This window comes from Kribbella sp. NPDC023855 (assembly GCF_040639475.1).
Classification (GTDB): Bacteria; Actinomycetota; Actinomycetes; order Propionibacteriales; family Kribbellaceae; genus Kribbella.
This window is the reverse complement of record NZ_JBFAAA010000016.1, coordinates 18194-39922: the sequence shown is the minus strand read 5'-3', so window position 1 is coordinate 39922 and position 21729 is coordinate 18194. Positions and strand designations below refer to the sequence as shown.

At 68.1% G+C, this 21729-nt stretch carries 17 protein-coding genes and 1 tRNA gene; 9 read left to right on the top strand and 9 right to left on the bottom strand.

The genetic code is table 11. The annotated features are described in order from the left end of the window. Positions 1-60 precede the first annotated feature (60 nt). Together AB0F51_RS35695 and AB0F51_RS35690 are read left to right on the top strand one after the other, a co-directional pair. A complete protein-coding gene (locus AB0F51_RS35695; RefSeq protein WP_360287511.1) occupies positions 61-357 on the top strand; it encodes a hypothetical protein in 297 nt (98 codons plus the stop codon). Positions 358-506: 149 nt separating this feature from the next. Then, the gene (locus AB0F51_RS35690) at positions 507-2177 is read left to right on the top strand and encodes a hypothetical protein (RefSeq protein WP_360287509.1); all 1671 of its coding nucleotides are present in this window, start codon (positions 507-509) and stop codon (positions 2175-2177) included. On the opposite strand, the gene AB0F51_RS35685 is transcribed toward AB0F51_RS35690, so the two are convergent. Beyond that, entirely contained in the window at positions 2174-4678 is a 2505-nt protein-coding gene (locus tag AB0F51_RS35685) for a polysaccharide lyase family 8 super-sandwich domain-containing protein (RefSeq protein ID WP_360287507.1), read from the bottom strand. The genes AB0F51_RS35690 and AB0F51_RS35685 overlap by 4 nt on opposite strands. Positions 4679-4840: 162 nt before the next feature. Between AB0F51_RS35685 and AB0F51_RS35680 the strand changes: the two genes are divergently transcribed. Continuing rightward, the gene (locus AB0F51_RS35680; RefSeq protein ID WP_360287505.1) at positions 4841-6994 is read left to right on the top strand and encodes a (Fe-S)-binding protein; all 2154 of its coding nucleotides are present in this window, start codon (positions 4841-4843) and stop codon (positions 6992-6994) included. Between the two features lie 87 nt (positions 6995-7081). Next, a complete protein-coding gene (locus tag AB0F51_RS35675; protein WP_360287503.1) occupies positions 7082-7891 on the top strand; it encodes a hypothetical protein in 810 nt (269 codons plus the stop codon). Between the two features lie 65 nt (positions 7892-7956). On the opposite strand, the gene AB0F51_RS35670 is transcribed toward AB0F51_RS35675, so the two are convergent. Next, on the bottom strand, positions 7957-8751 hold the full coding sequence (locus AB0F51_RS35670; RefSeq protein ID WP_360287501.1) for an SDR family oxidoreductase: 795 nt from the start codon (positions 8749-8751) through the stop codon (positions 7957-7959). Positions 8752-8862: 111 nt separating this feature from the next. Here AB0F51_RS35670 and AB0F51_RS35665 point away from each other — a divergent pair, with 111 nt between their 5' ends. The 4 genes from AB0F51_RS35665 (at position 8863) to AB0F51_RS35650 (ending at position 12382) form a co-directional block, all read left to right on the top strand. After that, complete coding sequence (locus AB0F51_RS35665; protein ID WP_360287499.1) at positions 8863-9618, top strand: hypothetical protein; 756 nt, start codon at positions 8863-8865, stop codon at positions 9616-9618. Further along, positions 9615-10442 carry a DUF4097 family beta strand repeat-containing protein gene (locus AB0F51_RS35660; RefSeq protein WP_360287497.1) on the top strand — a complete coding sequence of 276 codons (828 nt, stop codon included), beginning with the start codon at positions 9615-9617 and terminating at the stop codon, positions 10440-10442. The genes AB0F51_RS35665 and AB0F51_RS35660 overlap by 4 nt, the downstream gene beginning before the upstream one ends. A gap of 64 nt (positions 10443-10506) precedes the next feature. After that, positions 10507-10725, top strand: coding sequence for a hypothetical protein (locus AB0F51_RS35655; RefSeq protein ID WP_360287495.1), 219 nt, complete (start codon positions 10507-10509; stop codon positions 10723-10725). A 124-nt stretch (positions 10726-10849) separates the two neighbouring features. Further along, positions 10850-12382 (top strand): hypothetical protein, encoded by a 1533-nt coding sequence (locus tag AB0F51_RS35650; RefSeq protein WP_360287493.1) that lies wholly within the window; start codon positions 10850-10852, stop codon positions 12380-12382. Between the two features lie 69 nt (positions 12383-12451). Here AB0F51_RS35650 and dcd read toward each other — a convergent pair whose 3' ends face one another. Beyond that, positions 12452-13027 (bottom strand): dCTP deaminase, encoded by a 576-nt coding sequence (dcd, locus tag AB0F51_RS35645; protein WP_360287491.1) that lies wholly within the window; start codon positions 13025-13027, stop codon positions 12452-12454. Between the two features lie 160 nt (positions 13028-13187). Next, positions 13188-13628 (bottom strand): MarR family transcriptional regulator, encoded by a 441-nt coding sequence (locus AB0F51_RS35640; RefSeq protein ID WP_360287489.1) that lies wholly within the window; start codon positions 13626-13628, stop codon positions 13188-13190. Positions 13629-13864: 236 nt separating this feature from the next. On the opposite strand from AB0F51_RS35640, the gene AB0F51_RS35635 reads away from it, so the two are divergent. After that, positions 13865-13938, top strand: a tRNA-Gly gene (locus AB0F51_RS35635). Positions 13939-14170: 232 nt separating this feature from the next. Here the strand turns inward: AB0F51_RS35635 and AB0F51_RS35630 are convergent. The 5 genes from AB0F51_RS35630 to adh all read right to left on the bottom strand — a co-directional run bounded on the left by AB0F51_RS35630 (position 14171) and on the right by adh (position 21718). Continuing rightward, positions 14171-16996, bottom strand: coding sequence for a M36 family metallopeptidase (locus AB0F51_RS35630; protein ID WP_360287487.1), 2826 nt, complete (start codon positions 16994-16996; stop codon positions 14171-14173). A gap of 125 nt (positions 16997-17121) precedes the next feature. After that, complete coding sequence (locus tag AB0F51_RS35625; RefSeq protein WP_360287484.1) at positions 17122-18165, bottom strand: hypothetical protein; 1044 nt, start codon at positions 18163-18165, stop codon at positions 17122-17124. A gap of 128 nt (positions 18166-18293) precedes the next feature. Then, positions 18294-19493 (bottom strand): S53 family peptidase, encoded by a 1200-nt coding sequence (locus AB0F51_RS35620; RefSeq protein ID WP_360287481.1) that lies wholly within the window; start codon positions 19491-19493, stop codon positions 18294-18296. A gap of 320 nt (positions 19494-19813) precedes the next feature. After that, positions 19814-20191, bottom strand: coding sequence for a DUF779 domain-containing protein (locus AB0F51_RS35615; RefSeq protein WP_360287479.1), 378 nt, complete (start codon positions 20189-20191; stop codon positions 19814-19816). Positions 20192-20194: 3 nt separating this feature from the next. Then, complete coding sequence (gene adh / locus AB0F51_RS35610) at positions 20195-21718, bottom strand: aldehyde dehydrogenase (protein ID WP_360287476.1); 1524 nt, start codon at positions 21716-21718, stop codon at positions 20195-20197. Positions 21719-21729 lie beyond the last annotated feature (11 nt).

The following is a 21729-nucleotide window of genomic DNA, read 5'->3' as shown; positions in this document are numbered from 1 at the left end:
GGGTCGGTGGCGCCTCAAAGTCGAGCGCCTTGGAGTCTCCGGTGTGACGAGGCGATCGCGATGTCGTTCCCGCTCTTTCTGCCGTCAGTCCAGGCGCCGACCGAACCATTGCGGCTGAGACCTTCCGACATCACGCTGGGCGTCATCTTCGCCGAGCTGAACGCCGCCCGGTCGGCGAACCAGGTCGAGCGTGGCGCGCCGCGCATCGGTGCGGTCGGCGGACCACGCGCCGACCGGCTGCTGCAGAGCCTGGAGGCCTGCGCCGCCGCCCTGACCGAGCGCAACCTGCCGATCCCCCCACCCATCCGCGACGAACTCCGCCTCCGCCGCAGCCTGTACACCCCCCGCCGCGGCTGACCAAGCCCTACTCCGTAACAGATTGCTGCGGGCTCAGTTATTCCCTGGTGACGGGTGGACGGCGGGGTCGCGGCATGCCCCGCTAGGGTCTGTGCCGGTCGGTCCTCCGCCCTGGGCCGAACTTGTCATTCCAACGGGGAGTGCTTTTCATGCGTTTCGCCCGCATCGTCTTCGGCCTGCTGCTGGCTCTGATCGGACTGTTGGTCACCGTCGCGGGAGCCGTCGCCGCGTTCTGGCTGGTCGGTCCCGACAACACGCTCGACACCGGTGAGCAGTCACTGGCGAGCAAAGGCCTGGCGGTGATGACCGCACCCGACCTGATCAACCGCCACGGCCCGAAGCTGCACGTCACCGCCTCGGCCGGCAAGCCGGTCTTCGTCGGGATCGGTCAGGACATCGACGTGTCCAGCTACCTCGGCGCCGCGCAGTACACGCGGGTGGTCCGGTTCGACCTGCCCGCGCGGTTCGACACCCAGGAGATGACCGGCCGGGCCGTGCCGCTGACCGCGCCGGGCCGGCTGGACTGGTGGACGGTCAAGGCGGCCGGGGCCGGGAAGCAGTCGATCGCCTGGCCGATCGTCGACGGCCGGTACGACGTCGTGGTGATGAACGCCGACGGGTCACCCGGCGTCGACGCCAAGGTGACCTTCGGAATCGAACTCGAGGGCGCCTTCGGGACCTCCCTGCTGGTCCTCGGCGGCGGGCTCGTGCTGCTCTTCGCCGGCTTGCTGCTGATGTTCGCCCGCCGCCGCAACCGTCCGCTCCCGCCCGTCCCGGTGATGTCGCCGGTCCAGGCGACCACCCCGGTGATGCCCTACACCCCGCCGGCCTCCAAACAATCCACCCAGGTACGCCGGTCCGCCGGGCTCGCCACCGCCTTGTTGCTCGTGACAACCGGATGCGTGGCGGTGCCGACCAAGAACGTGAGCCACCAGGTGACCACGAAACCCGCCGTCACGCTGGCCGACGGTCAGGCGGTGGTCAAGAAGTACAACGAGATCAACAACCAGGCGAACCTGACCCGCGACGCGAAGCTGTCCGAGACGATCGAGGGCGACCCGACCCTGGCCCAGACCCGGGCGGGCTACCAGATCGACCGCAAACTCGATGCCGCCGGCAAGGACAAGGTCAAGCCGTTCACCTACACCGACCCGGAGATCGGCGCGCCCCAGTTCTCGGCGTACCCGATGCGGTTCGTCGTTGCCTCCGGCATCTCCACCGACCCGCAGAGCCGTCAGCTCGGCGTCTGGGAACGGCAGGACGCCGGGTCGCCGTGGTTGCTGACCCACTCCGTCTACCCCCCGCTCGCGATGAAACTGCCGCCGATGGCGGGCCTCCGGATGCCGGTCAAGGCGGACATGGCCAAGCTGCCGGTGCTGCCGCAGACGGCCGGCACCAACCTGGCGGCGTACCTGTCAGGTGGTGCGAAGGCCAAGCAGGCGGCGCTTTTCGTGCCGTCGCCCGGCGCCGTCAACCTGCTCACCAAGCGGGCGAAGGCGAAGGTCGAGGACGCCAAGGAGACCTACATCTCCACCGTCGTGGACACCTTCCAGCTGTCCGGCCAGCCGCTCACCTTCATCGCGGCGAACGGCGAGGCGCTGGTCTTCCTCACCCTCACCGAGCAGTACCGGCAGAACATCGAGCCCGGCTCCAACGCGTACTGGACCAACGGCGCGGTGACCGCCTTCAGCAGCATGGTCAAGTACACCCAGAGCCTGCACCAGGACTACCTCCACCAAGTAGCCCTGGCGATCCCGCGCACCGGCAAGCCCCGGATCCTCTCCATCGACGGCCAGTTGGTCGGCGCCGGCGGTAGCTAACCGCGGAAGGTCGCGCTGACCGTCCGGCCGTGGGTCTGGTGGGTTGGAAAGGTCAGGCGGGTGCCGGTGAGGGTGTGGTTCACCGTGATGCCGGGGTCGCCGGTGAGTTTGGTGAGCCAGCGGGCCTGGACTGTCACGGTGACGGTGGTTCGGGTCGTGGTGGGGTCGCTGACCGCGATGGTGGTGGTGCGGTCGGGGTGGTGTTGCGTCAGGAACGACGCGGGCCCGCCGATCGTGTAGTTGAGCAGGTGGTGGTGGCCGGGAGTGAACGTGTTGGCCGCTGTCAGCTTGAGGGCGGGGTGCTGGATCGCCTGCAGGCGTGGGGTGTTCGAGAGGAGTAGCAGCCGGCCGTAGCGGTACGAGCGGAGGCTGGTTTCCGTGGCGTTGGGGACGAGGGCGTAGGCGAGCGTGCTGCGCCGGCGCGTCTCGTGGGTGAGGCTAAAGACCTGCTTCGTGACCGCCGTGTCCGGGTTGGATGCGCGGACCACGCGGCGGCTGCGGGTGACCTGCTCCAGTCCGACGGTCACTGGACTCGGCTGCAAGAAGTAGTAGCCGACCGAGGTGCCCGCCGTCGTGTTGGCATAGCGAAGCCAGCTGAGGTCGGCCGAACCGGTACCGGACCACGCGCCGCCGTTCCGCAGTACGCCGGTGAGCTGGATCGCATCGGTGGGGGCCGCGATTCGCGCGTCGATCGAGGTGGTGACCGGGCGCTCCTCCTGATCGCCGACCCCGGCGGCCAGTACGACGATCTCGTCGTCCAGCAGGAACCACGACTTGGTCGACTCGGCGTTGCGGTAGACCACGAAGTCGTCCGGCAACTGGTCGCGGTCGGCGTAGGCCTGATCGCTCGACTGGATCCAGCCCGCGGCTCCATAGGTGCCGAGCGTGGCGCCACCGGAGTACTGGTTCGTGCCGGTCGGGAAGTACACGTACTTGTTCTGCAGCTCCGACGAGGCCGTGAACTCTGGCGGTCTGTTGTAGTACGCCGTGCCATAGAGCTCCGGGATCGACTTGCGCTGCTCCAAAGGTGTAGTGACTCCAGCGAGCCGGTACGGCGACACGGTGGTCAGGTAGTCGACGCCGTACGCCTGGGTCTGGTCCTGGCCGCTGAGGTAGAGGTAGTAGGCGCCGTCCCCCTGGAACCACGGCATCAGGTTCTCGCCGCTCATGTACTCGTACTTGCTGATCCGGTTCGAGCTCCGGGCCAGCGCGAACGCGTAGCCGGGCCGGCGGTGCACCGTCCGGTCCATCGCGTTGAAGGCGACCGAGCTCGACGCCGGGTTGAGATCGGCGGGCTTGATGTTGCTGTCAGCAACGATATCGGCGAACCGGGCGATACTGACCGGCGAGACGAAGTTGTTCGGGTTCAGCGTCGGCCGGGCGGTGAACTTCACGTAGCCGCGCAGCTTGGCCGCGTCGGCGGCAGCCGCGTAATCGGCGAGGTCGACGATCGCCTCGACCACCACCGCGACATCGTCGTACCCGGTGGCGGGCCGGGAGATCGCCCGGCCCTTGACGGCCTCCATCATCCAGCCCTCGAAGATGAGCGGCGCGAAGCCGTGCTCGACCCATCCCTGCACGACCTTCACCAGGTCGTCGCTGCGCGCGTAACCGGTGCCGTCGAGGATCTTCACCGTCTGCACGACCCGGGTGAGCATCGCCTTGCCGTACGAGCCCGTGTAGGCGACCGAGCTGTGCTGGATGAACGAGCCGTCCGCGTAGTACCCGTCCGTCACGCCGTGCTGGAGGTGGTACGGATCGATCGTGGCGAACACGGTGAACTGGTCCTGCAGCGCCTTGCGGATCCGCGCGTCGTCGGCGAGCAGCGCGCCCTGGATGACGCGGTTGGCGGTGATGTCGGCCAGGTTCGCGCCGGTGTGGAAACGCGAGTCGAGATCGACGTCGCCGTTCTGGCCGTTGCGCAGGTAGGCGTCCATCGAGGCGACATACGTCGCGACCAGCTCGGCCGGCGCGTCGAGCAGGGCGAGCGTGCGTCCGGCGTACTGCGAAATGCCGATCTCCCAGGTGAACCAGTTGCCGTAGTACCCCTTCGACTGGTCGCCGTAGTAGTTCGCGTGCAACCACGCCAACTTGTCGAGCACCTTCGCCCGCACCGCGGCGTTGCCCTGCAGGTCGGACGCCGGGCCGGGACGCCTGAACGCCAGCGCGATCTCGTAGAGATGCTGGTACGACGCACTGAGGTTGGGGTCGCTCGTACCGAGAGGAAGCCCGGCGAAGAGCTCCCCGGGCTGAGCCCGATCCATCGCGGCCAGCCAGGTCCGAGCGGTCTGATCCATCGTGGCGAGCTTCGCCTTGACCTCCGGCCGCGCATTCGACTCCGCCGTACCGGCGAAAACGGCGACCGCATTGGCCAGCAGCATCCCCGCTTCATCGGAGGTGGCCTCGGTGCTGGGCCCAGCGTGGGCCGGCGCAGGATAGACCGCGCTCAACAGAGCGGCGGCGGGCACAAAAGACAGCAGGCGACGACGGGTGATGTCCACTGGTACTCCCGGGCGAAAGGGAAAAACCTCACCCAAGGGAGCCAACCAGTCGAAACTATGTTACGGCAACCGCTTACCCCAGCGAGTGAGACGCAACACGCGGGGCGTGATGAGGCCTACACCGACATGACTCACCGGTAACCAACCAATAACATCGCTGGTATGCAGATCCTCGCCATCGTCGTCTCGCTCGCGATCGCCGCCGTGGGTATCGCGTTGTTCGGCAAGACGATCGGGCACATCGTGTCCGTCATCAAGCTCGGTCAGCCGGCCGCGGGCCGGACCGACAATCCCGGGCAGCGCACCGTCACGCTGGCCAAGGAGACGCTCGGCCACACCCGGATGCTGCAGTGGAGCCACATCGGCATCCTGCACTGGTTCGTGGCGTTCGGCTTCCTCGGGTTGTTCCTGACCCTGGTGACCGCGTTCGGGCAGTTGTTCCACGCTGACTACGCGCTGCCGCTGATCGGGCACTGGTTCGTCTTCGAGTGGGCCACCGAGTTCCTCACCTGGACCGGTCTGGTCTCGATCGTCGGGCTGACGGCGATCCGGCTGCTCAACCTGCCGAAGGGTCACCTGGCCCGGTACAGCCGGTTCTTCGGCTCCCGCGCCTGGCAGGCGTACTACGTCGAGTACACGATCCTCGGCGTGATGATCTGCATCCTGCTGCTGCGCGGCCTGGAGTCCGAGCTGTCCGGCGGCGACAAGTTCCACTACCCGACGACGTTCTTCGTCGGCGACGCGCTGTTCGGCGGGCTGAGCGAGCACGGCCTGGAGAACGCCGTCTACCTGGTCGCGATGATCAAGATCCTGATCTCGTTCGCCTGGATGATCACCATCTCGCTGAACGCCACCATGGGCGTCGCCTGGCACCGGTTCACCGCCTGGCCGAACATCTGGTTCAAGCGCAAGGCCGACGGCGGTACGGCGCTCGGCGCGCTGCAGCCGATCATGGTCAAGGGCGAGCCGATCGACTTCGAGAACATCGAGGAACTCGACGAGGACGCGGCCCTCGGCGTCGGCAAGGTCGAGGACTTCACCTGGAAGGGCCTGCTCGACTTCACCACCTGTACCGAGTGCGGCCGCTGCCAGTCGCAGTGCCCGGCCTGGAACACCGAGAAGCCGCTCTCGCCGAAGCTCGTGGTGATGAACCTGCGCGAGCACGCCTACGCGAAAGCGCCGTACCTGCTGGCATCCTCCGACGACGACCGCAAGTCGCTGCCCGAGCTGGTGCTGGCCGAGCAGGAGCGGCCGCTGGTCGGCTCACCCGACGTCGCCGTCATCGACGAAGAAGCCCTGTGGGCCTGTACGTCGTGTGGCGCGTGCGTGCAGCAGTGCCCGGTCGACATCGAGCACGTCGACGCGATCATGGACATGCGGCGCTACCAGGTGCTGATCGAGTCGTCGTTCCCGTCCGAGCTCAACGGGCTGTTCAAGGGCCTGGAGAACAAGGGCAACCCGTGGAACATGAACCCGTCCGGACGGATGGACTGGGCCAAGGACCTGCCGTTCGAGGTCAAGCAGGTCGGCACCGACGTGGAGACGCTGGCCGAGGTCGAGTACCTGTTCTGGGTCGGCTGCGCCGGTGCCTTCGAGGATCGCGCCAAGAAGACGACCCAGGCCGTCGCCGAGTTGCTCGACATCGCGGGGGTGAGCTTCGCAGTACTGGGTGATGGTGAGACCTGTACCGGTGACCCGGCGCGGCGGGCCGGGAACGAGTTCGTGTTCCAGCAGCTGGCGATGCAGAACGCCGAGGTGTTCAAGGAGACCGGCGTGAAGAAGGTCGTCTCCACCTGCGCGCACTGCTTCAACACGCTGAAGAACGAGTACTCCCAGCTCGGCGTCGAGCTGGACGTCATCCACCACACCCAGCTGCTGAACCGGCTGGTCCGCGAGGGCAAGCTGACCCCGGTCGCACCGACCGACAGCGCGCTCAACGGGCAGAAGATCACCTACCACGACCCGTGCTACCTGGGCCGGCACAACCAGGTGTACGACGCGCCCCGCGAGCTGCTCGAGATCATCCCGGGCGCGGAGTTCGCCGAGATGCCGCGGAACAAGACCAAGTCGTTCTGCTGCGGCGCGGGTGGCGCGCGGATGTGGATGGAGGAGAAGACCGGCAGCCGGATCAACGTCAACCGGACCACCGAGGCGGTCGAGACCGGCGCGGACAAGATCGCCACCGGCTGCCCGTTCTGCCGGGTGATGCTGTCCGACGGGCTCACCGCCAAGCAGGCCGACGGCTCGGCCCGCGAAGAGGTCGAGGTCGCCGACGTCGCCCAGCTGCTGCTCGCCTCGGTCAAGCGCGGCGAGTAAAAACCGCTGCAACTTCCTGCAGTTTTCTGCCCTCATAGTGGACGAGACCATAAACTTGGCTGGTTGTTCCACTGGGAGGGAAATCTCGTGAGGCTACGTTCCCGGGTGGCGGCTGTTGCCGTCGCCCTACCGATGATTCTCGGCGTCGCCGCCTGCGGCACCGATGACAGGTCCGGCGCTCCGGCCGGCACCACCCCGACGCCCGCCCCGGCGACTGCACCCGCCACGACCACCGCCAGCACCGCGCCGCTGAAGGCCGCGCCGCCGCTGCGGCTGACCAACGCGAGCTTCATGCCCGCGATGAACAAGGCGAACCAGAAGGTCACCTCGATGGAGGCGACCACCCGGATGGTCGTCCAGGGTCAGGCGATGTCGATGAAGGTCGCCACCACGACCAAGCCGTTCGGCCTGAAGATGGACATGTCCACGCCGGACGGCCTGATCAAGATGATCGTGGTCAAGACCGGGATGTACATGTCGACCCCGGATCTCCCGGCCGGCAAGTACCTGAAGCTCAGCACCGGTAAGGACGCGGAGTTGGCGGCGCTGGCCGAGATGGCCGAGAGCGCGGACCCGGCGAAGACGTTCGAGGGCTGGAACAAGGCCGGGCTCAAGGTCAAGTTCGTCAAGAGCGAGACCGTCGGCGCCCGCAAGCTCGACCGCTACCTGGTGACGATGGACACCAAGACCGCGCTCGGCGCCAAGGCGAAGGGCATCCCGGCCGAGGCCAAACTGCCGAAGACGGTCACCTACACGGTTTGGATGGGCACCGACAACCTGCCGTACAAGCTGTCCTTCAACCTGCTGGGGATGGACGTCCAGATGGACATCACCGGCTACAACACCGTGCGCCCGATCACCGCACCCCCAGCCAGCAAGATCGTCAAGAAGCGCTGAAGACGATGACCTGCGGTTCAGGGTGGCAGCACTAGCCGCCACCCTGCCGCTGCTGGCCTAGCGGGTCAGCGGAGGTAGGAGGCGCCGTTGAAGTCCAGGACGGCGCCGGTGGACCAGCTGGCCTCGGTGGAGGCCAGCCAGTGGACGGCCGCGGCGACCTCGGCGGCGCTTGCCACCCGGTTGAACGGGCTCTGGGCGCGGATCGCGTCGCCGCCAGGGCCGCTCAGCCCTTCGGCGGTCATCTCCGTCGCAATGAAGCCGGGCGCGATTGACGTCACCGTGATGTCATGTGGCGCCAACGCGATCGCCATCGACTGCCCGAAGGCGTGCAGCCCCGCCTTGCTCGCCCCGTACGCCGGTACGTCCGGCTCGCCGCGATAGGCGCCACGCGACCCGACGTTGACGATCGCGCCTCGCCGGGACCCCTCGGCCGGCGCCACGTCGAGCATCTGCCGGGCCACGCACCAGGTCAGGTGGGCTGCCCCCTCGAGGTTCACCGCAAGCGTCCGGCGCCAGGCCGACACCCACGCGTCGTACGACGTCTCCGCCAGCGGATGCGCGATTCGGCGTGAGCCCGCCGCCGGGTCGTCGACGAAGAGCGCGGCATTGTTCACCAGGACGTCGATCCGGCCGAGCTTTGCTGCCGATTCTTCAACCAGGGCAGGGATTCCGGCCGGATCGCCCAGATCGCCGGAGACCACCGCGTGCCCCTCGCCGGGTAGCTCGGCCAGCACTTCCTCGGCCTTGCCAACCGCGCCGCGGCAGTGCAGGACAACCCGGTCGCCACTCGCCGCGAACACCTTCGCGACCTCGGCTCCGACGCCGCGCGATGCGCCGGTGACAAGTACCCCTCTGGACATGCCTTCTCCCTCTGCTCGAATGCCCGCCATTCTGCCCCTGACAGCATCATGGCGGCGGGGTGACATCAGAAGGTGTTGACAGTGACGTCACTATGACGTCATGATTGCGTCATGGAACTTGATCACTACCTCGAGTCGGTCCGCCGTAGCGTGGAGAACGCCACCGCGCTGGCCGACGACCAAACTCGCTCGGTGGCCCAGCGCCTCGGAGCAACGCTGGATGACGCGGGCCGGCTGGCCCTCATCTCAGCCCTGTCCGACGCCGCCGGGGAGATCAGCCGCGAGCTGTCGCCGGGCTCGGTCGAACTGCGGATGGCCGGTGGCCGTCCCGAGTTCGTCGTCACGCCGGCCCCGAGCCAGCTGACCGGCCCGGACGACGACCTCGACGACCAGGTGGACGACGTACCGGCCGCCGAGGAGCTCGCGCCGGACGCCGATGAGCCGACCGCACGGATCACGCTGCGGCTGCCGATGTCGGTGAAGAACAAGGTGGACGAGGCGGCCACCGCGGAGGGCATCTCCTCGAACGCGTGGCTGATGCGCACCGTGATGACGGCCCTCACCGGCGGCCGCGGCTACGGGCCGGGTCGTCCGCCGCGGCCGCCGCGCGCGCCCCGGGGCGGCCTCTTCGGTCCCGACGGACCGCTGGGCCCGGACGGACCGCTCGGTCCCGACGGCGTCTTCGGCAAGGACGGGGTCTTCGGGCCGGACGGACCCTTCGGACCGGACGGGGTGTTCGGCGACGGACGCCGCGGTGACCGGGGCGACCGTGAGTGGGGCAAGGGCGAGCGGGGCCGCGACCGCGGTCCCGGACAGCGCAAGGGTGGACGTGGCCCGGGCCAGCGGATGACGGGGTGGGCGCAGTGAGCTACAGCAGCCAACTGATCGGCGAGGCCGGCGAGCTCGACCGGGTACGGATCGAGATCGGCTCCGGCTGGGTGGAGATCCGCCCCGCCGACGGCGAGAAGACGGTGGTGACACTGGACGTCGACAGTGGCGACGAGGGTGACGTGGTGTTCGAGCTGGTCAACGGCGAGCTGATCGTCGAGGGCCCGAAGAAGCTGCGCCGCGGCCCGGAGATCCGGGTCCGGATCGACACCCCGGCCGTCCTGGACGCCCGGATCCAGACCGGTTCCGGTGACATCAAAGCCCGGATGCCGTTGGGTGAGGCCCGGCTGTCGACCGGCTCGGGCGACATCCGCGCCGAGCGGATCGAGGGCGAGCTCGCGGCCAGCACCGGCAGCGGCGACGTCCGCATCGGGTACGCCGCGAACGCGGTCCGCGCCAGGACCGGCTCCGGCTCGATCGACATCGGAGAAGCGGCCGGCCTGGTCGGGCTGTCCACCGGCTCCGGCGACGTACGGATCGGTGACGCCGGCGGACCCACCACGGTCAAGGTCGGCTCGGGTGACATCACCATCGAGCGGCTCCGGGACCACTCCGTCGCGACCTCCGGTTCGGGCGATGTCCGGGTCCAGTCCGCCGAGGGGCCGAGTGTCCGCGCGGAGACTTCCCGCGGTGACGTGCAGATCGGCGTACCGGACGGTGTGCCGACCTATCTCGACCTCAAGACCGTCACCGGGCAGATCCGGTGTGCTCTCGAGCCCGGTGAGAAGCCGGCCGAGGGGGAGCGCTCGCTGATGCTGCGGGCCCGCACCGTTTCCGGAGACATCACCGTCGTCCGGGTCTGATCGCCCTGAACCACCGCACAGTCAGTCGTCAACGGGGAGCAGCCACCAGTGAAGGAGTAAGCAGATGATCAGCGAACAGCAGGAGGTCGCCCGCTACCGGGTGGCCGAGCAGATCCGGGCCGCCGAATTACGGGCCCAGCGCAAGGAACTTTGTGAGTCGCTGCCGGATGAGGCCCGCAACGGCCGAGCCAGGCACGAGCTTGCCGGCGTACTGCGGCGGTGGGCCGACCGGCTCGAGCCGCAGCCGCGCCATCGCCGTACCGGCCTGTCTGTTGTGCGGTGAGATCGCTGTCCTGTCAGGCAATTTGCAGCTTGTTGCAACGCCTGGGTCTGGTCACCGCCAGGAACCGCTGACGCTGCTAGCGTTCTCGCCGTCAGTCGAGGCCGAACTTGGGGAGAACGAAACGATGTTGCGTCCGTTGGTCGCCGTGACCGCTGCCGCCGTGCTGCTGGCCGGGTGCAGCGGGGGAGACGACAAGAAGTCCGACTCCCCGCCGGGAGGCGACGGCACCAACGCGTCCTCGTCCTCGAGCCCGACCCCGACCGCCCCGGAGGTGCCCAGCTTCGATCCGCCGAAGGCCTTCAGTGTCATCGCGGCGGTGGCCGAGGCCAGGCCGGACGGCCCCACCGAGCTGGACGGCGGCAAGGCCGGCATGGTCGGCAAGACCACGCTCTACGCGAACCGCAACGGACTCGCCGGGATCGGGATCGAGGGTGGCCCGAGCTGGCAGGTACCGGCCAAGGACATTGCGTCGACCAAGGTCGAGGCCTACAGCCGCCCGATGTCGGTCCAGTTGGACGGCAAAGAAGTGATCGCGATGGCGTACGCCCAGAACGTCGAGGCGGGCGGAACTCAGAAGGCCCACGGGCAGGTCGTTCTGCAGTGGATCGAACCGGTCGAGGGCAAGGTACTGTCCAGCGTCTCGGTCGACCTCGGCCCGGTGACCAGCCCGGGCAACACCGCCGCGGGGCTCGCCAGTACCACCTATGACGCCACGACCGGTCAACTCGCGGTCGGTGTCGGTATCTCGGGGAACGGCAACGCCGCGAAGCACGACGTCGTCACCGTCTTCGCGGATCCCACCACCAAGAAGGGGGTGGCGATCCCGGGCGTCGAGGCCGCGGGCGTGCTCAACGGCACCGTGGTCGGCGCGAAGGGACAGTCCGGCGAAGGCTCCACGGCGATGTCGATCGTGGTGGCCGACGGCGCCACCGGGACGATCAAGAAGAACCTGCCGCTACCGACGATGAACTACCTCCACGTGGAGGGCACCGGCGGCAAACATGCCTACCTGTCCGGCAGCGGCTCGGTGAAGGACGGCAAGTACGACACCGATCACCTGCACTCGATGTACGCCGTCGACCTCGCCTCCGGCGCACTGGTCGAGACCAAGTTGCAGAGGACGGAGGACGGGTACCTCGGCTTCACCTGCTTCTCCGACCATGTCACCAGCCTGGTCTGCAACGGCAGCGGTGACCGCACGGCGGACGGCAAAGAGATCACCGAGATCCTGGCCTTCGACGACGCGACCGGGAAGAAGAGCTGGGGCTACAACTCGGTGAGCGGCAGCAGAGTGGTCCCGTCCGTCACCGCCGTCTACAACGGCTACATCTACGGCAAGGCCGAGAAGTTGCCCGCGGTACTGGACGCGAAGACCGGTCAGGACGTCCCCGTGCCGACCCCGACGCCGAGCACCGGCCAGTCGCCGACCGATGGCACCTCGCCGACGGATGGCACCTCGCCGACCGATGGGACCTCGCCGACCGATGGCAGCACCCCGGCCCCGGGGAGCGGCAAGTGGGGCGACCTGTCGCTGCTCTACGGCGATCCGGTCTCGCCGGAGGCCGTCTCGAAGTACGGCAGTGTGTACACGCTGGGTGCGGGGGGCAAGTCGCCGCAGAGCGAGAAGATCCTGGTCGTCCAGAAAGCGATCGCCTGACCACGGCAGTACCAATGACGAAGGCCCTCGGCAGACCTGCTGCCGGGGGCCTTCGTCGTACCGGAAGTTTCAGATGCCGCCGCGGTGGAAGTTCAGGTAGGAGCGCGACGGGGTCGGGCCGCGCTGGCCCTGGTAGCGCGAGCCGTACTTCGCGGCGCCGTACGGGTGCTCGGCCGGGGAGGACAGCCGGAAGAAGCACAGCTGGCCGATCTTCATGCCCGGCCACAGCTTGATCGGCAGGGTCGCCACGTTCGACAGCTCCAGCGTCACGTGGCCGGAGAAGCCAGGATCGATGAACCCGGCGGTGGAGTGGGTGAGCAGACCGAGCCGGCCCAGCGAGGACTTGCCCTCCAGCCGCGCCGCCACGTCGTCGGGCAGCGTCACCAGTTCGTACGTCGACCCGAGCACGAACTCGCCCGGGTGCAGGATGAACGGCTCGTCGCCCTCGGGCTCGACCTGACGGGTCAGGTCGGGCTGTTCCTCGGCCGGATCGATGTGCGGGTAGCGGTGGTTCTCGAACACCCGGAAGAACCGGTCCAGCCGTACGTCGACGCTCGACGGCTGCACCATCGCAGCATCGAACGGATCCAGCTGGACGCGCCTCGCGTCGAGCTCGGCCAAGATGTCACGGTCGGAGAGCAGCACGGACGCAACTTACCGCAGCGTGCCGCACCTCCGCCTCACCTGGCGCCGATACTCCCCGGGCCCCGTATCCCGGGGGTCGGTCAAGGACCTGGCCACGCACCTGTTCCGGAGCCCTCAGCTCCCCGGACCGACAGCGCGGCTACGGGCCCTCGGCAACAGCTCAGTTGGCGAGCTTGTTGAACTTCGAGACCTGGCCGGCGAACGTCTTCACCTGCGCCGGCGACCAGTCCTTGAGCAGATCCTCGATCACCTTGTGCCGCTTCTTGCGGGCCGCGGCGAGCTTGCGCTTGCCACTCGCGGTCAGCGTCAGCAGGGTGGCCCGTGCATCCGACTTGTCGGCGGCCCGCTTCAGCAGTCCCTCTTCTTCGAGTCGCGCGCAGGCCCGGCTGACCGGACCCTTGTCCACCTCGAGCGCCGCGACCAGGTCGGCCATCCGCACCGGCGCGAGCTCCTCGACGTGGTTCAGCAACGCGTACTGCGCCGGCTCCAGGTCCGGATGCGCCTCGTCCGACAGCGTCCGCTGCAGACCGCGCAGCCGGCGAGCGAGCGTGACGAGTTCCTTCTCCAGGTTCTCCAGCGCGTCGTTAGTGTCAGTTGCCACCGTTCACCCCTTCTTTTTCAGTTGCCCCGCAACCATCTTGTCCGGCCCCAGTCAGGACCGCATCCTCACGTTGCGTCGAATGTTGCCCCCGGCAACGCGTTCTAATCTGCCAGAAGATGACCGGCCTGCCCAGTCCTGGGCGTGCCCTTTGTGGAAAACTCCCCCATAACCCCCCGTGCAAACCGCCCCGGGGACCAGGTATGATCCTCACTGTCCGCCGGTGAACCGGTGGCCACGCGGGTGTAGTTCAATGGCAGAACATCAGCTTCCCAAGCTGACAGTGCGAGTTCGATTCTCGTCACCCGCTCCAGTAACCCCAGGCCGATGGCCTGGGGTTTTGCCGTCCCGGGGGTTTGCGAACGCCCGCGTACGGGTAGTCCGGCGCGATTGGTTGCCCGGTCAGTGGCGGCATTTCCATTTCGAATAGCCTGCCGGTTTTGTCCTTGCAAACCAGGGGTGACAACCATTCCACACCGGCGCCGGAAAGCCGAAGGGCCGGCCGAGTGGATACTCGGCCGGCCCTCGCGGGATGGAGCTCGGGGTTACTTGGTACCGAAGACCTGGATCTCGGTCAGGTCGGTGAACTGGCATCCGCCGTAGCCGCCGTCGGGGCAGTTCGTGGCGAAGTCCGGGACCTGCGGGCTGAGCATCACGAACCGGACGAACTTCACGCCGGTGGTGTTGGCCGTCGGCGTCACCTCGTTGTACTGGTTGCGGTTCGCGGCGGTGAACTCACCCTCTGCCGCGGTCGCCCAGGTGGTGCCGTCGGCCGACGTCTCGATCCGGTACTTGCCGGTCGAGGCGCTGCCCGGGTCGCCACAGGTGTTGGACGGATCGATCGAGAAGCTGGTCAGGTTCACCGCGGCCGGCAGCGCGATGTCCAGGTTCTTCGGGATCATCACGTTGGTCGGGGTGCCGTTGTTGTCACCGGTGGTGCTGCCCCAGCCGGTGCCCTGGCTGGAATCGATCGCGTAACCGGGACCGCACTGCGGCGTGAAGTCCGGACCGGTGAAGGCCTTGATCGTGCCGCCACCGGATGCCGCCGCCCAGTTGCGCCGGGTGGCGAAGTTCGCGGTGGTGCCACCGGCCTTGACGGTCAGGGCGTTGCCCAGCACCTCGTAGCCGGCGCCGGAGACGACGAACTTGCCGTAGGTGCCCGGCAGCACGCCGGTGATCGTGTACTTGCCGTCGGCGCCGGTCACTGCGGAGTAGTCACCCGCGTACCCGGAGGCGTGACCGCCGATGAAGACCAGCGCGCCCGCTACCGGGGCGCCGGTGTCCTTGTCGGTCACCGTGCCGTAGATGCTCGTGGGAGCACCGGTCGGCGGGATGTGGAAGTCCTCGACCGGCCGCGAGTCGCCGCCGTCGAGCACACCGGCGTACCAGCCCATGCCGCGGTTGGCGAAGACCTGCCAGATGATGCCGGCGTTCTTGCCGCCGCTGGCGACCAGGTCGGCCTGCACGATCGCGTTGCGCATGTCGAGCATCGTCGGGTCGGCGGCGGACAGTTCCATCGCGCGGGTGATGATGCTCAGTGCGTAGCTGCGGCCGAACCGCTCCCGCAGGTCCCACAGCGTCTGGGCCCAGACCTCACCGGAGGAGTGCACCTCGGGGCTGCCGCCGATGGTCGGGAAGTCGCCGTAGGTGTAGCCACCCTTCGACCCGTCGAGGCCGATGCAGTTGTCGCTGACCGCCTTCACCCGGCAGTCCATCGCCTGGGTGCGGAACAGCTGGCCGTGGCTGACGTACTTGCCCTCCAGCACCTCGCCGGGAGCCTTGGTGTCCTTCTCCAGGCCGTGCGAAACCAGGTAGTCCATCGCGTAGAAGTCGCTCCACGCCTCACCCATCGAGCCGGCCTGGATGCTGTTCAGCGTCGAGTTGCCGGTCGCGTCGACGACCAGCCGGTTCGACAGACCGTGGGTGTACTCGTGGTACAGGATGCTCGCGTCGTTGCTCGAACTGCTCGGCACGAAGCCGTCCTGCTCGTCGCTCGCGCCTGGTGCGTGGAACAGGTACATCTGCATGACCGGCGGGGTGCCGTCCGGCGGGGTGTTCATGTTCGCGTTGTTGACGTGGTTGCCGTCCGGGCCGCCGCCCTCGCCGGTGGCCGCGCCGTCCAGCGCGTTCAGCAGGACGGGGTCGCCACCGGCCGCGTCGAAGCTGCCGGCCGCCGGGGTGAAGCTGATCGGCGGCTTGGCCAGCCAGTCGTGGAAGTTGCTGGCCAGGTAGAAGCCGTTGGTGACGTCCTGGTTCATGTTCGTCTTCCAGGAGTCCGGCTTGGCCGGGTCCCAGGTGCAGACGAAGGTGGCCGCGCAGTACGACGAGCTGGACTGGAACGGCACCAGCTTGTACTCCGCGGTGGTCCTGGTGCCGGGCACCTTGACCGTCTCACCCGCGTTCGGCTCGTTGTCGTCGTTGACGTCCGCGAACGCCGCCACCGAGGTGCCCTCGAGCAGCGTCTTCGCGTTCTTCGGCAGCCACTTGTTGTAGATCAGGTTCTCGATGCGCTGCGTACCACCCTTGGGAGCACCCGGGTAGTTGTCCTGCACCAGCGCGTCGCCGTTGCCGTGGGCGACCAGGTCGCGGCGGTACAGCAGGCCGCCGGTCTGGGCGTCGATGACGTGGCTGTAGCTCTTCATGTTGCCGGCGGTGACGTAGGTCAGCCAGCCCTTGCGCAGCCCGTCGGCGGTGTGGAACCAGACCTGCTTGGCGGTGCCGCCGTCGCTCCACTTGGTGACCCCGCCGGACTTGGTCGCCTTGGCGGCGCCGAGCTCGGCGTCGATGTCCTTGGCGGCCGCGGCCCGGGCCTCGTCGGCGGTGAGCGCCGCGCCGCGGGTGCGCTGAGCCTGCGAGACCAGGCCGGCGATCGGCGCGCCCTGCAGCGAGATCAGCTGGCCGGCCTTGGTGACGTTGCCCTTCAGGCCGTTGCTGAACACCTCGATGCCGTCGACCACCTGGACCCAGGAGATGTGGTGGGTGCCGAGGTCGTCGACGTAGTCCTTGCGCAGCTTGAGGGTGCCGAGGTCGGACTCGGACAGCTTGAAGACCTCGGGGTGCGCCTTGACGTAGGCCAGCGCGATCTCGGTGGCCTTCTTCGAGCTCTTGCCGGTGAGGAAGCCGTTGAGCTTGGTCACCTGCTCCGGGGTACCGGTGTTCGGGTCGACCGCCACCACGCCCTGGCTGCCCAGCGACGTACGGAACTTCTCCGACGCCGCGGTCTCCTTGCCGACCACCTTGGCGGCCCGGGCGTAGGTGGCCCGGTTGTTCGGCGTCCGGGCGTCGAAGTTGCCCTTGCGCTCCTTCGCCGAGATCGGCTTGGTCGCCTCGGGCGCCGTCGTCGGTCCGGGGTCGGCGCTGGTGGCGGCCACCGCCCCACCTCCGGCCGTCACAGCCATGACGGTGGTGACGCCGACGGCAGTGATTGCCAGGAGCCCCCGTCCTTTGCCAGAAATTCTCACAGCAACGCTCCAGAAAAAAGTCGCGCGGGCCGCCCTCAACGACCCGTCCGAGCCGACCCTAAGGGTGACGGCGAGCCCGGGGAAGAAGTATTGACCGATGCGAGGGTTGTCCTTCGTGCTCGGAGCAGTACTGCGAGCGACATCACGATCGTCGCGGTGAGCAGCGATCCGGCTGCGACCAGCGTCCGGTTTCCCGGGTGGACCAGCGACTCCCCACGGCCGGCCTGCCAGGTGAGCAGCCAGATCAGTCCGCCGTACGACGCGGCGGCGATCGCCACCAGCGCGGTCCGCGGGCCCTCGGGGCGCAGTACCGGGAACCGGCGGGCGAGCAGAACGAGGCCGAGGGCAACCAACGGGATCAGCTGCAGGGCGTGGATGCCGAGGAAGTGCCCGATCCGCAGGTCTCCTCCCTGGGTGCTCCAGCCCGTGATCGGCATGCCCGGTCCGCCGTCCTCGCCGCCGACCGTGTGCGAGCCGAAGAAGTCGTGCCGGCCGGTCGCCGCGATCGCCGCCTCCTGGGCGGGGGTGGGACGGAACATCAGGTTGCCGAGCAGCATGCCGCCGAGCGTCGTACCGAGGGCGAGCCGGATGCTCCAGCGCAGCGCCCGGTCACCGGGCTTGTCGAACAGCAACTGGATCGCGATCACCAGCACCGCGGCCCAGACGATATAGATGGTCAACGCCATGATGTTGTGGACCATCTCGTCCGCCGGCGTGGACTGGTTGAAGTGGAGCTGCCGCCCGCGGACGACGACCTGGCCGATGATCAGCACCATCTCGGCCGCGATCCCGACAGCCACCACGGTCCCCATCCACCAGCCGAGCCGGCGGGCCTTGGTCTGCAACGAGAGCAACCAGGCGAGCGTCGCGCAGTAGACGCTGAAGCTCATCAGGAACTTGAGCGGCTTCATCCAGATCGCATGCCCGAGCAACTGGCGATCGTCGAACAACGCCCCCGCGATGGCCACCACGATCAGCGCACTCAACGCGATCGTGACGATCATCAACGGCCGATGCAGCCGCCGAGGCCTATCAGGCAGAGCCGGTACTACGGGTCGAATCCCGCTCGTCATGGTCATGCATCGATCGTCGGGATTCGCTGCCCTGGTTACAGGAGCGTCAGGTCCCGTGCGGGGGTGGATCTACCCCTACGCCGCTTGGCGGGCACCAGGTGGCTTGACGTACCTGGTGCCCGCAGGCGGATGGATCAGAAGGCGGCGGCTCCGTTGGGAGTGCCGAGGCCGGTGGGGCCGTCCCAGCCGGGCTGGGCGTTGCACCACTGGGTCGTCGGGCAGGTGCCGTTGCTGCCGCTGGTCACGTCGAACAGGGCGCCGGTGTTGGCGTACGGCAGCGCGTTGGGATATCCGGCCGTCCGGCCCGACAGCGCGTACACGGCGGCGATGATCGGAGCAGCCTCACTCGTACCGCCGAACTGAGCCCAGGTCGAGCTGGTCTTGGTGGTCGGGTAGTAGATCGCCATCCCGCCCTTGCCCGGATCAGCGGCCGCGGAGACGTCGGCCATCGCTCGTTTGGCGCAGCCGGTACCGGCGGATGCCGCCGCGGCGAGGGCTGTGTTGTACGTCGAGCAACCCGACCCGGCGCCGCTCCACACCGTCTCGCTCCAGCCCCGAGTGTTGCCGGCGGCAACAAGCGACGTACCGCCGACCGCCGTGACGTACGACGAGGAGGCCGGGTAGCTGCCGCCCTGGTAGCCGTCGTCGCCGGTCGAGGCGGTGATCGCGATGCCGGGGTGGTTGTAGTAGGTGCCGTACGTCGCGTCGGAGGCGTCACCACCGCCGTAGCTGTTCGAGATGGCGACCACCCCGGGCTGCTGGGAGGCCGTGACGACGGCGGCGCCGAGATCGGCGAAGCTGGCGGAGTTGGCCTGGACGACGAGGATCTTGGCATCCGGCGCGGCGGCGGATACCGCGTCCACGTCGAGCGCCTGCTCACCGGCCCAGCCGGCGTTGAACCGCGGCAGCGAGGTGCCGCCGCTCTGGTTGATGATGCGCAGGCAGCCGTTGGCCACCGTGCAGGCGGACAAGCCGAACTGGGAGCGGTAGACCCCGAGGTCCCGCTCCAGTGACGGGTAGCCGTAGGCGTCGACGATGGCGACCGTGCGGCCGCTCGCGCTCAGCCCGTTCAGCTTGTAGGCGTCCCGCAGGCCGGCCGGGGTGAGCCCGGTCGACGGCGGGGCGGTGGCGGCCGGTGTGACGCCCTGGTCGTTGACCAGTTTGACCGCGTGGCAGACGGCGGTGTGCGGCATCGCCGCGGCCGAGCAGACCTTCGCGACGTGCTTTCCGGTGGTGGTGGACGGGGCCGCTACGGCCCCCGGTAGCTGGACGGTCAGTCCTGCGACGGCTAGTGCACCGACGCCCAGGGCGGACACGAGAATCCGTTGCCTCAACAGAACTCCTCGAGCTGGGCAGGCCCGCCCTGATCATCTCGGTCGGGGGCGGAACCGGCGTGAGTGGTGCCGGAATCGTCCGCCCGCGCGGCAGCCGTAAGCCAGCGATCCGGTCCCTGACAAATGTCATGGGTGAAGGACCGGGAGGCCGGTACGGCGGGGTGGTTTTCCCCGTCAGGACGCCAGGTTTCGCGCATCGGGCCGGGGGTGAAGGATTCCCCCCGACTTTTCGGATCGCCCCCGTTGGGTGGCTCGTCACCTGCTCGACGGTTGAAGAGTGCCGGCCGTCCGGCAACGCCACCGGGCGGCCGGCACTCGCTTCAGAGGAGTCCGAGGTCGGCAGACTCCTGGTCGGTGAAAAGGCGGGAGCGGATCAGGAAGCGGACGCCCTCTGGGGCTTCCACCGAGAAGCCGCTGCCCCGGCCTTTGACGACGTCGACGGTCAGGTGGGTGTGCTTCCAGTACTCGTACTGGTTCCTCGACATCCAGAACGGCACCGGCCGGTCCAGGCCGTCGACCACGAGATCGCCCAGCTGGATGTCGGAAGCGCCAGTGCGGAACTCGCCGTCCGGGTAGCACATCGGGGAACTGCCGTCGCAGCACCCGCCGGACTGGTGGAACATCAGCGGGCCGTGCAGCTCGGTGAGCCGGCGGAGCAACTCCGCCGCCTCCTCCGTGTACGAAACCCTGTCCGTCATGGGTTAGAAGAAACCGAGCTTGTTCGGCGAGTAGCTGATCAGCAGGTTCTTGGTCTGCTGGTAGTGGTCGAGCATCATCTTGTGGTTCTCGCGCCCGATGCCGGAGTTCTTGTACCCGCCGAACGCCGCGTGCGCGGGGTAGGCGTGGTAGCAGTTGGTCCAGACCCGCCCGGCCTGGATCTCGCGGCCGGCCCGGTACGCCGTGTTGATGTCGCGCGACCAGACACCCGCGCCCAGCCCGTACAGGGTGTCGTTGGCGATCTTGATCGCGTCGGCGTAGTCGTCGAACCTGGTCACCGAGACCACCGGCCCGAAGATCTCCTCCTGGAAGATCCGCATCTTGTTGTCGCCCTCGAAGACGGTCGGCCGGATGTAGTAGCCGCCGCTCAGGTCGCCGCCGAGGTCGGCCCGCTCGCCGCCGGTCAGCACCTTCGCGCCCTCGGCCTTGCCGATGTCGATGTAGGACAGGATCTTCTCGTACTGGTCGTTGCTGGCCTGCGCGCCCATCATCGTGTCGGTGTCCAGCGGGTTGCCCTGCTTGACCGCCTCGGTGCGCTGCAGCGCGTCACCCAGGAACGTGTCGTAGATGCCGGACTGGATCAGCGCGCGGGACGGACAGGTGCAGACCTCACCCTGGTTCAGCGCGAACATGGTGAAGCCCTCGAGGGCCTTGTCGTAGAAGTCGTCGCGAGCGCTGGCCACGTCGTCGAAGAACAGGTTCGGGCTCTTGCCGCCGAGCTCCAGCGTGACCGGGATGATGTTCTCCGAGGCGTACTGCATGATGAGGCGGCCGGTCGTGGTCTCACCAGTGAACGCGACCTTGGCCACTCTGTTGCTCGAGGCAAGCGGTTTGCCGGCCTCGACGCCGAACCCGTTGACGATGTTCAGCACGCCCGGCGGGAGCAGATCCGCGATCAGCTCCATCAGCACATGGATCGAGGCGGGCGTCTGCTCGGCCGGCTTCAGTACGACGGCGTTGCCCGCGGCGAGCGCCGGCGCCAGCTTCCAGGTCGCCATCAGGATCGGGAAGTTCCACGGGATGATCTGGGCGACGACGCCGAGCGGCTCGTGGAAGTGGTACGCCACGGTGTCGTCGTCGACCTGCGAGATCGAGCCCTCCTGGGCGCGCAGCGCGCCGGCGAAGTACCGGAAGTGGTCGACCGCCAGCGGCATGTCCGCGGCCAGCGTCTCGCGGACCGCCTTGCCGTTGTCCCAGGTCTCGGCGACGGCGAGCAGTTCGAGGTTGTCCTCGATCCGGTCGGCGATCTTGTTCAGGATGTTCGCCCGCTCGGCCGGCGACGTCCGGCCCCAGCCCGGCGCGGCTCCATGCGCCGCGTCGAGTGCCGCCTCGACGTCGTCGGCGGTCCCGCGGGCGATCTCGGTGAAGTTCTGACCGGTCACCGGCGTCGGGTTCTCGAAGTAGCCGCCCTTGGCCGGGGGCACCCATTCACCGCCGATGAAGTGGTCGTAGCGCGTCTTGAACTCGACCGGACTGCCAGGCTGTCCGGGCGCCGCATAGATCGTCATGGGTCCTCCTG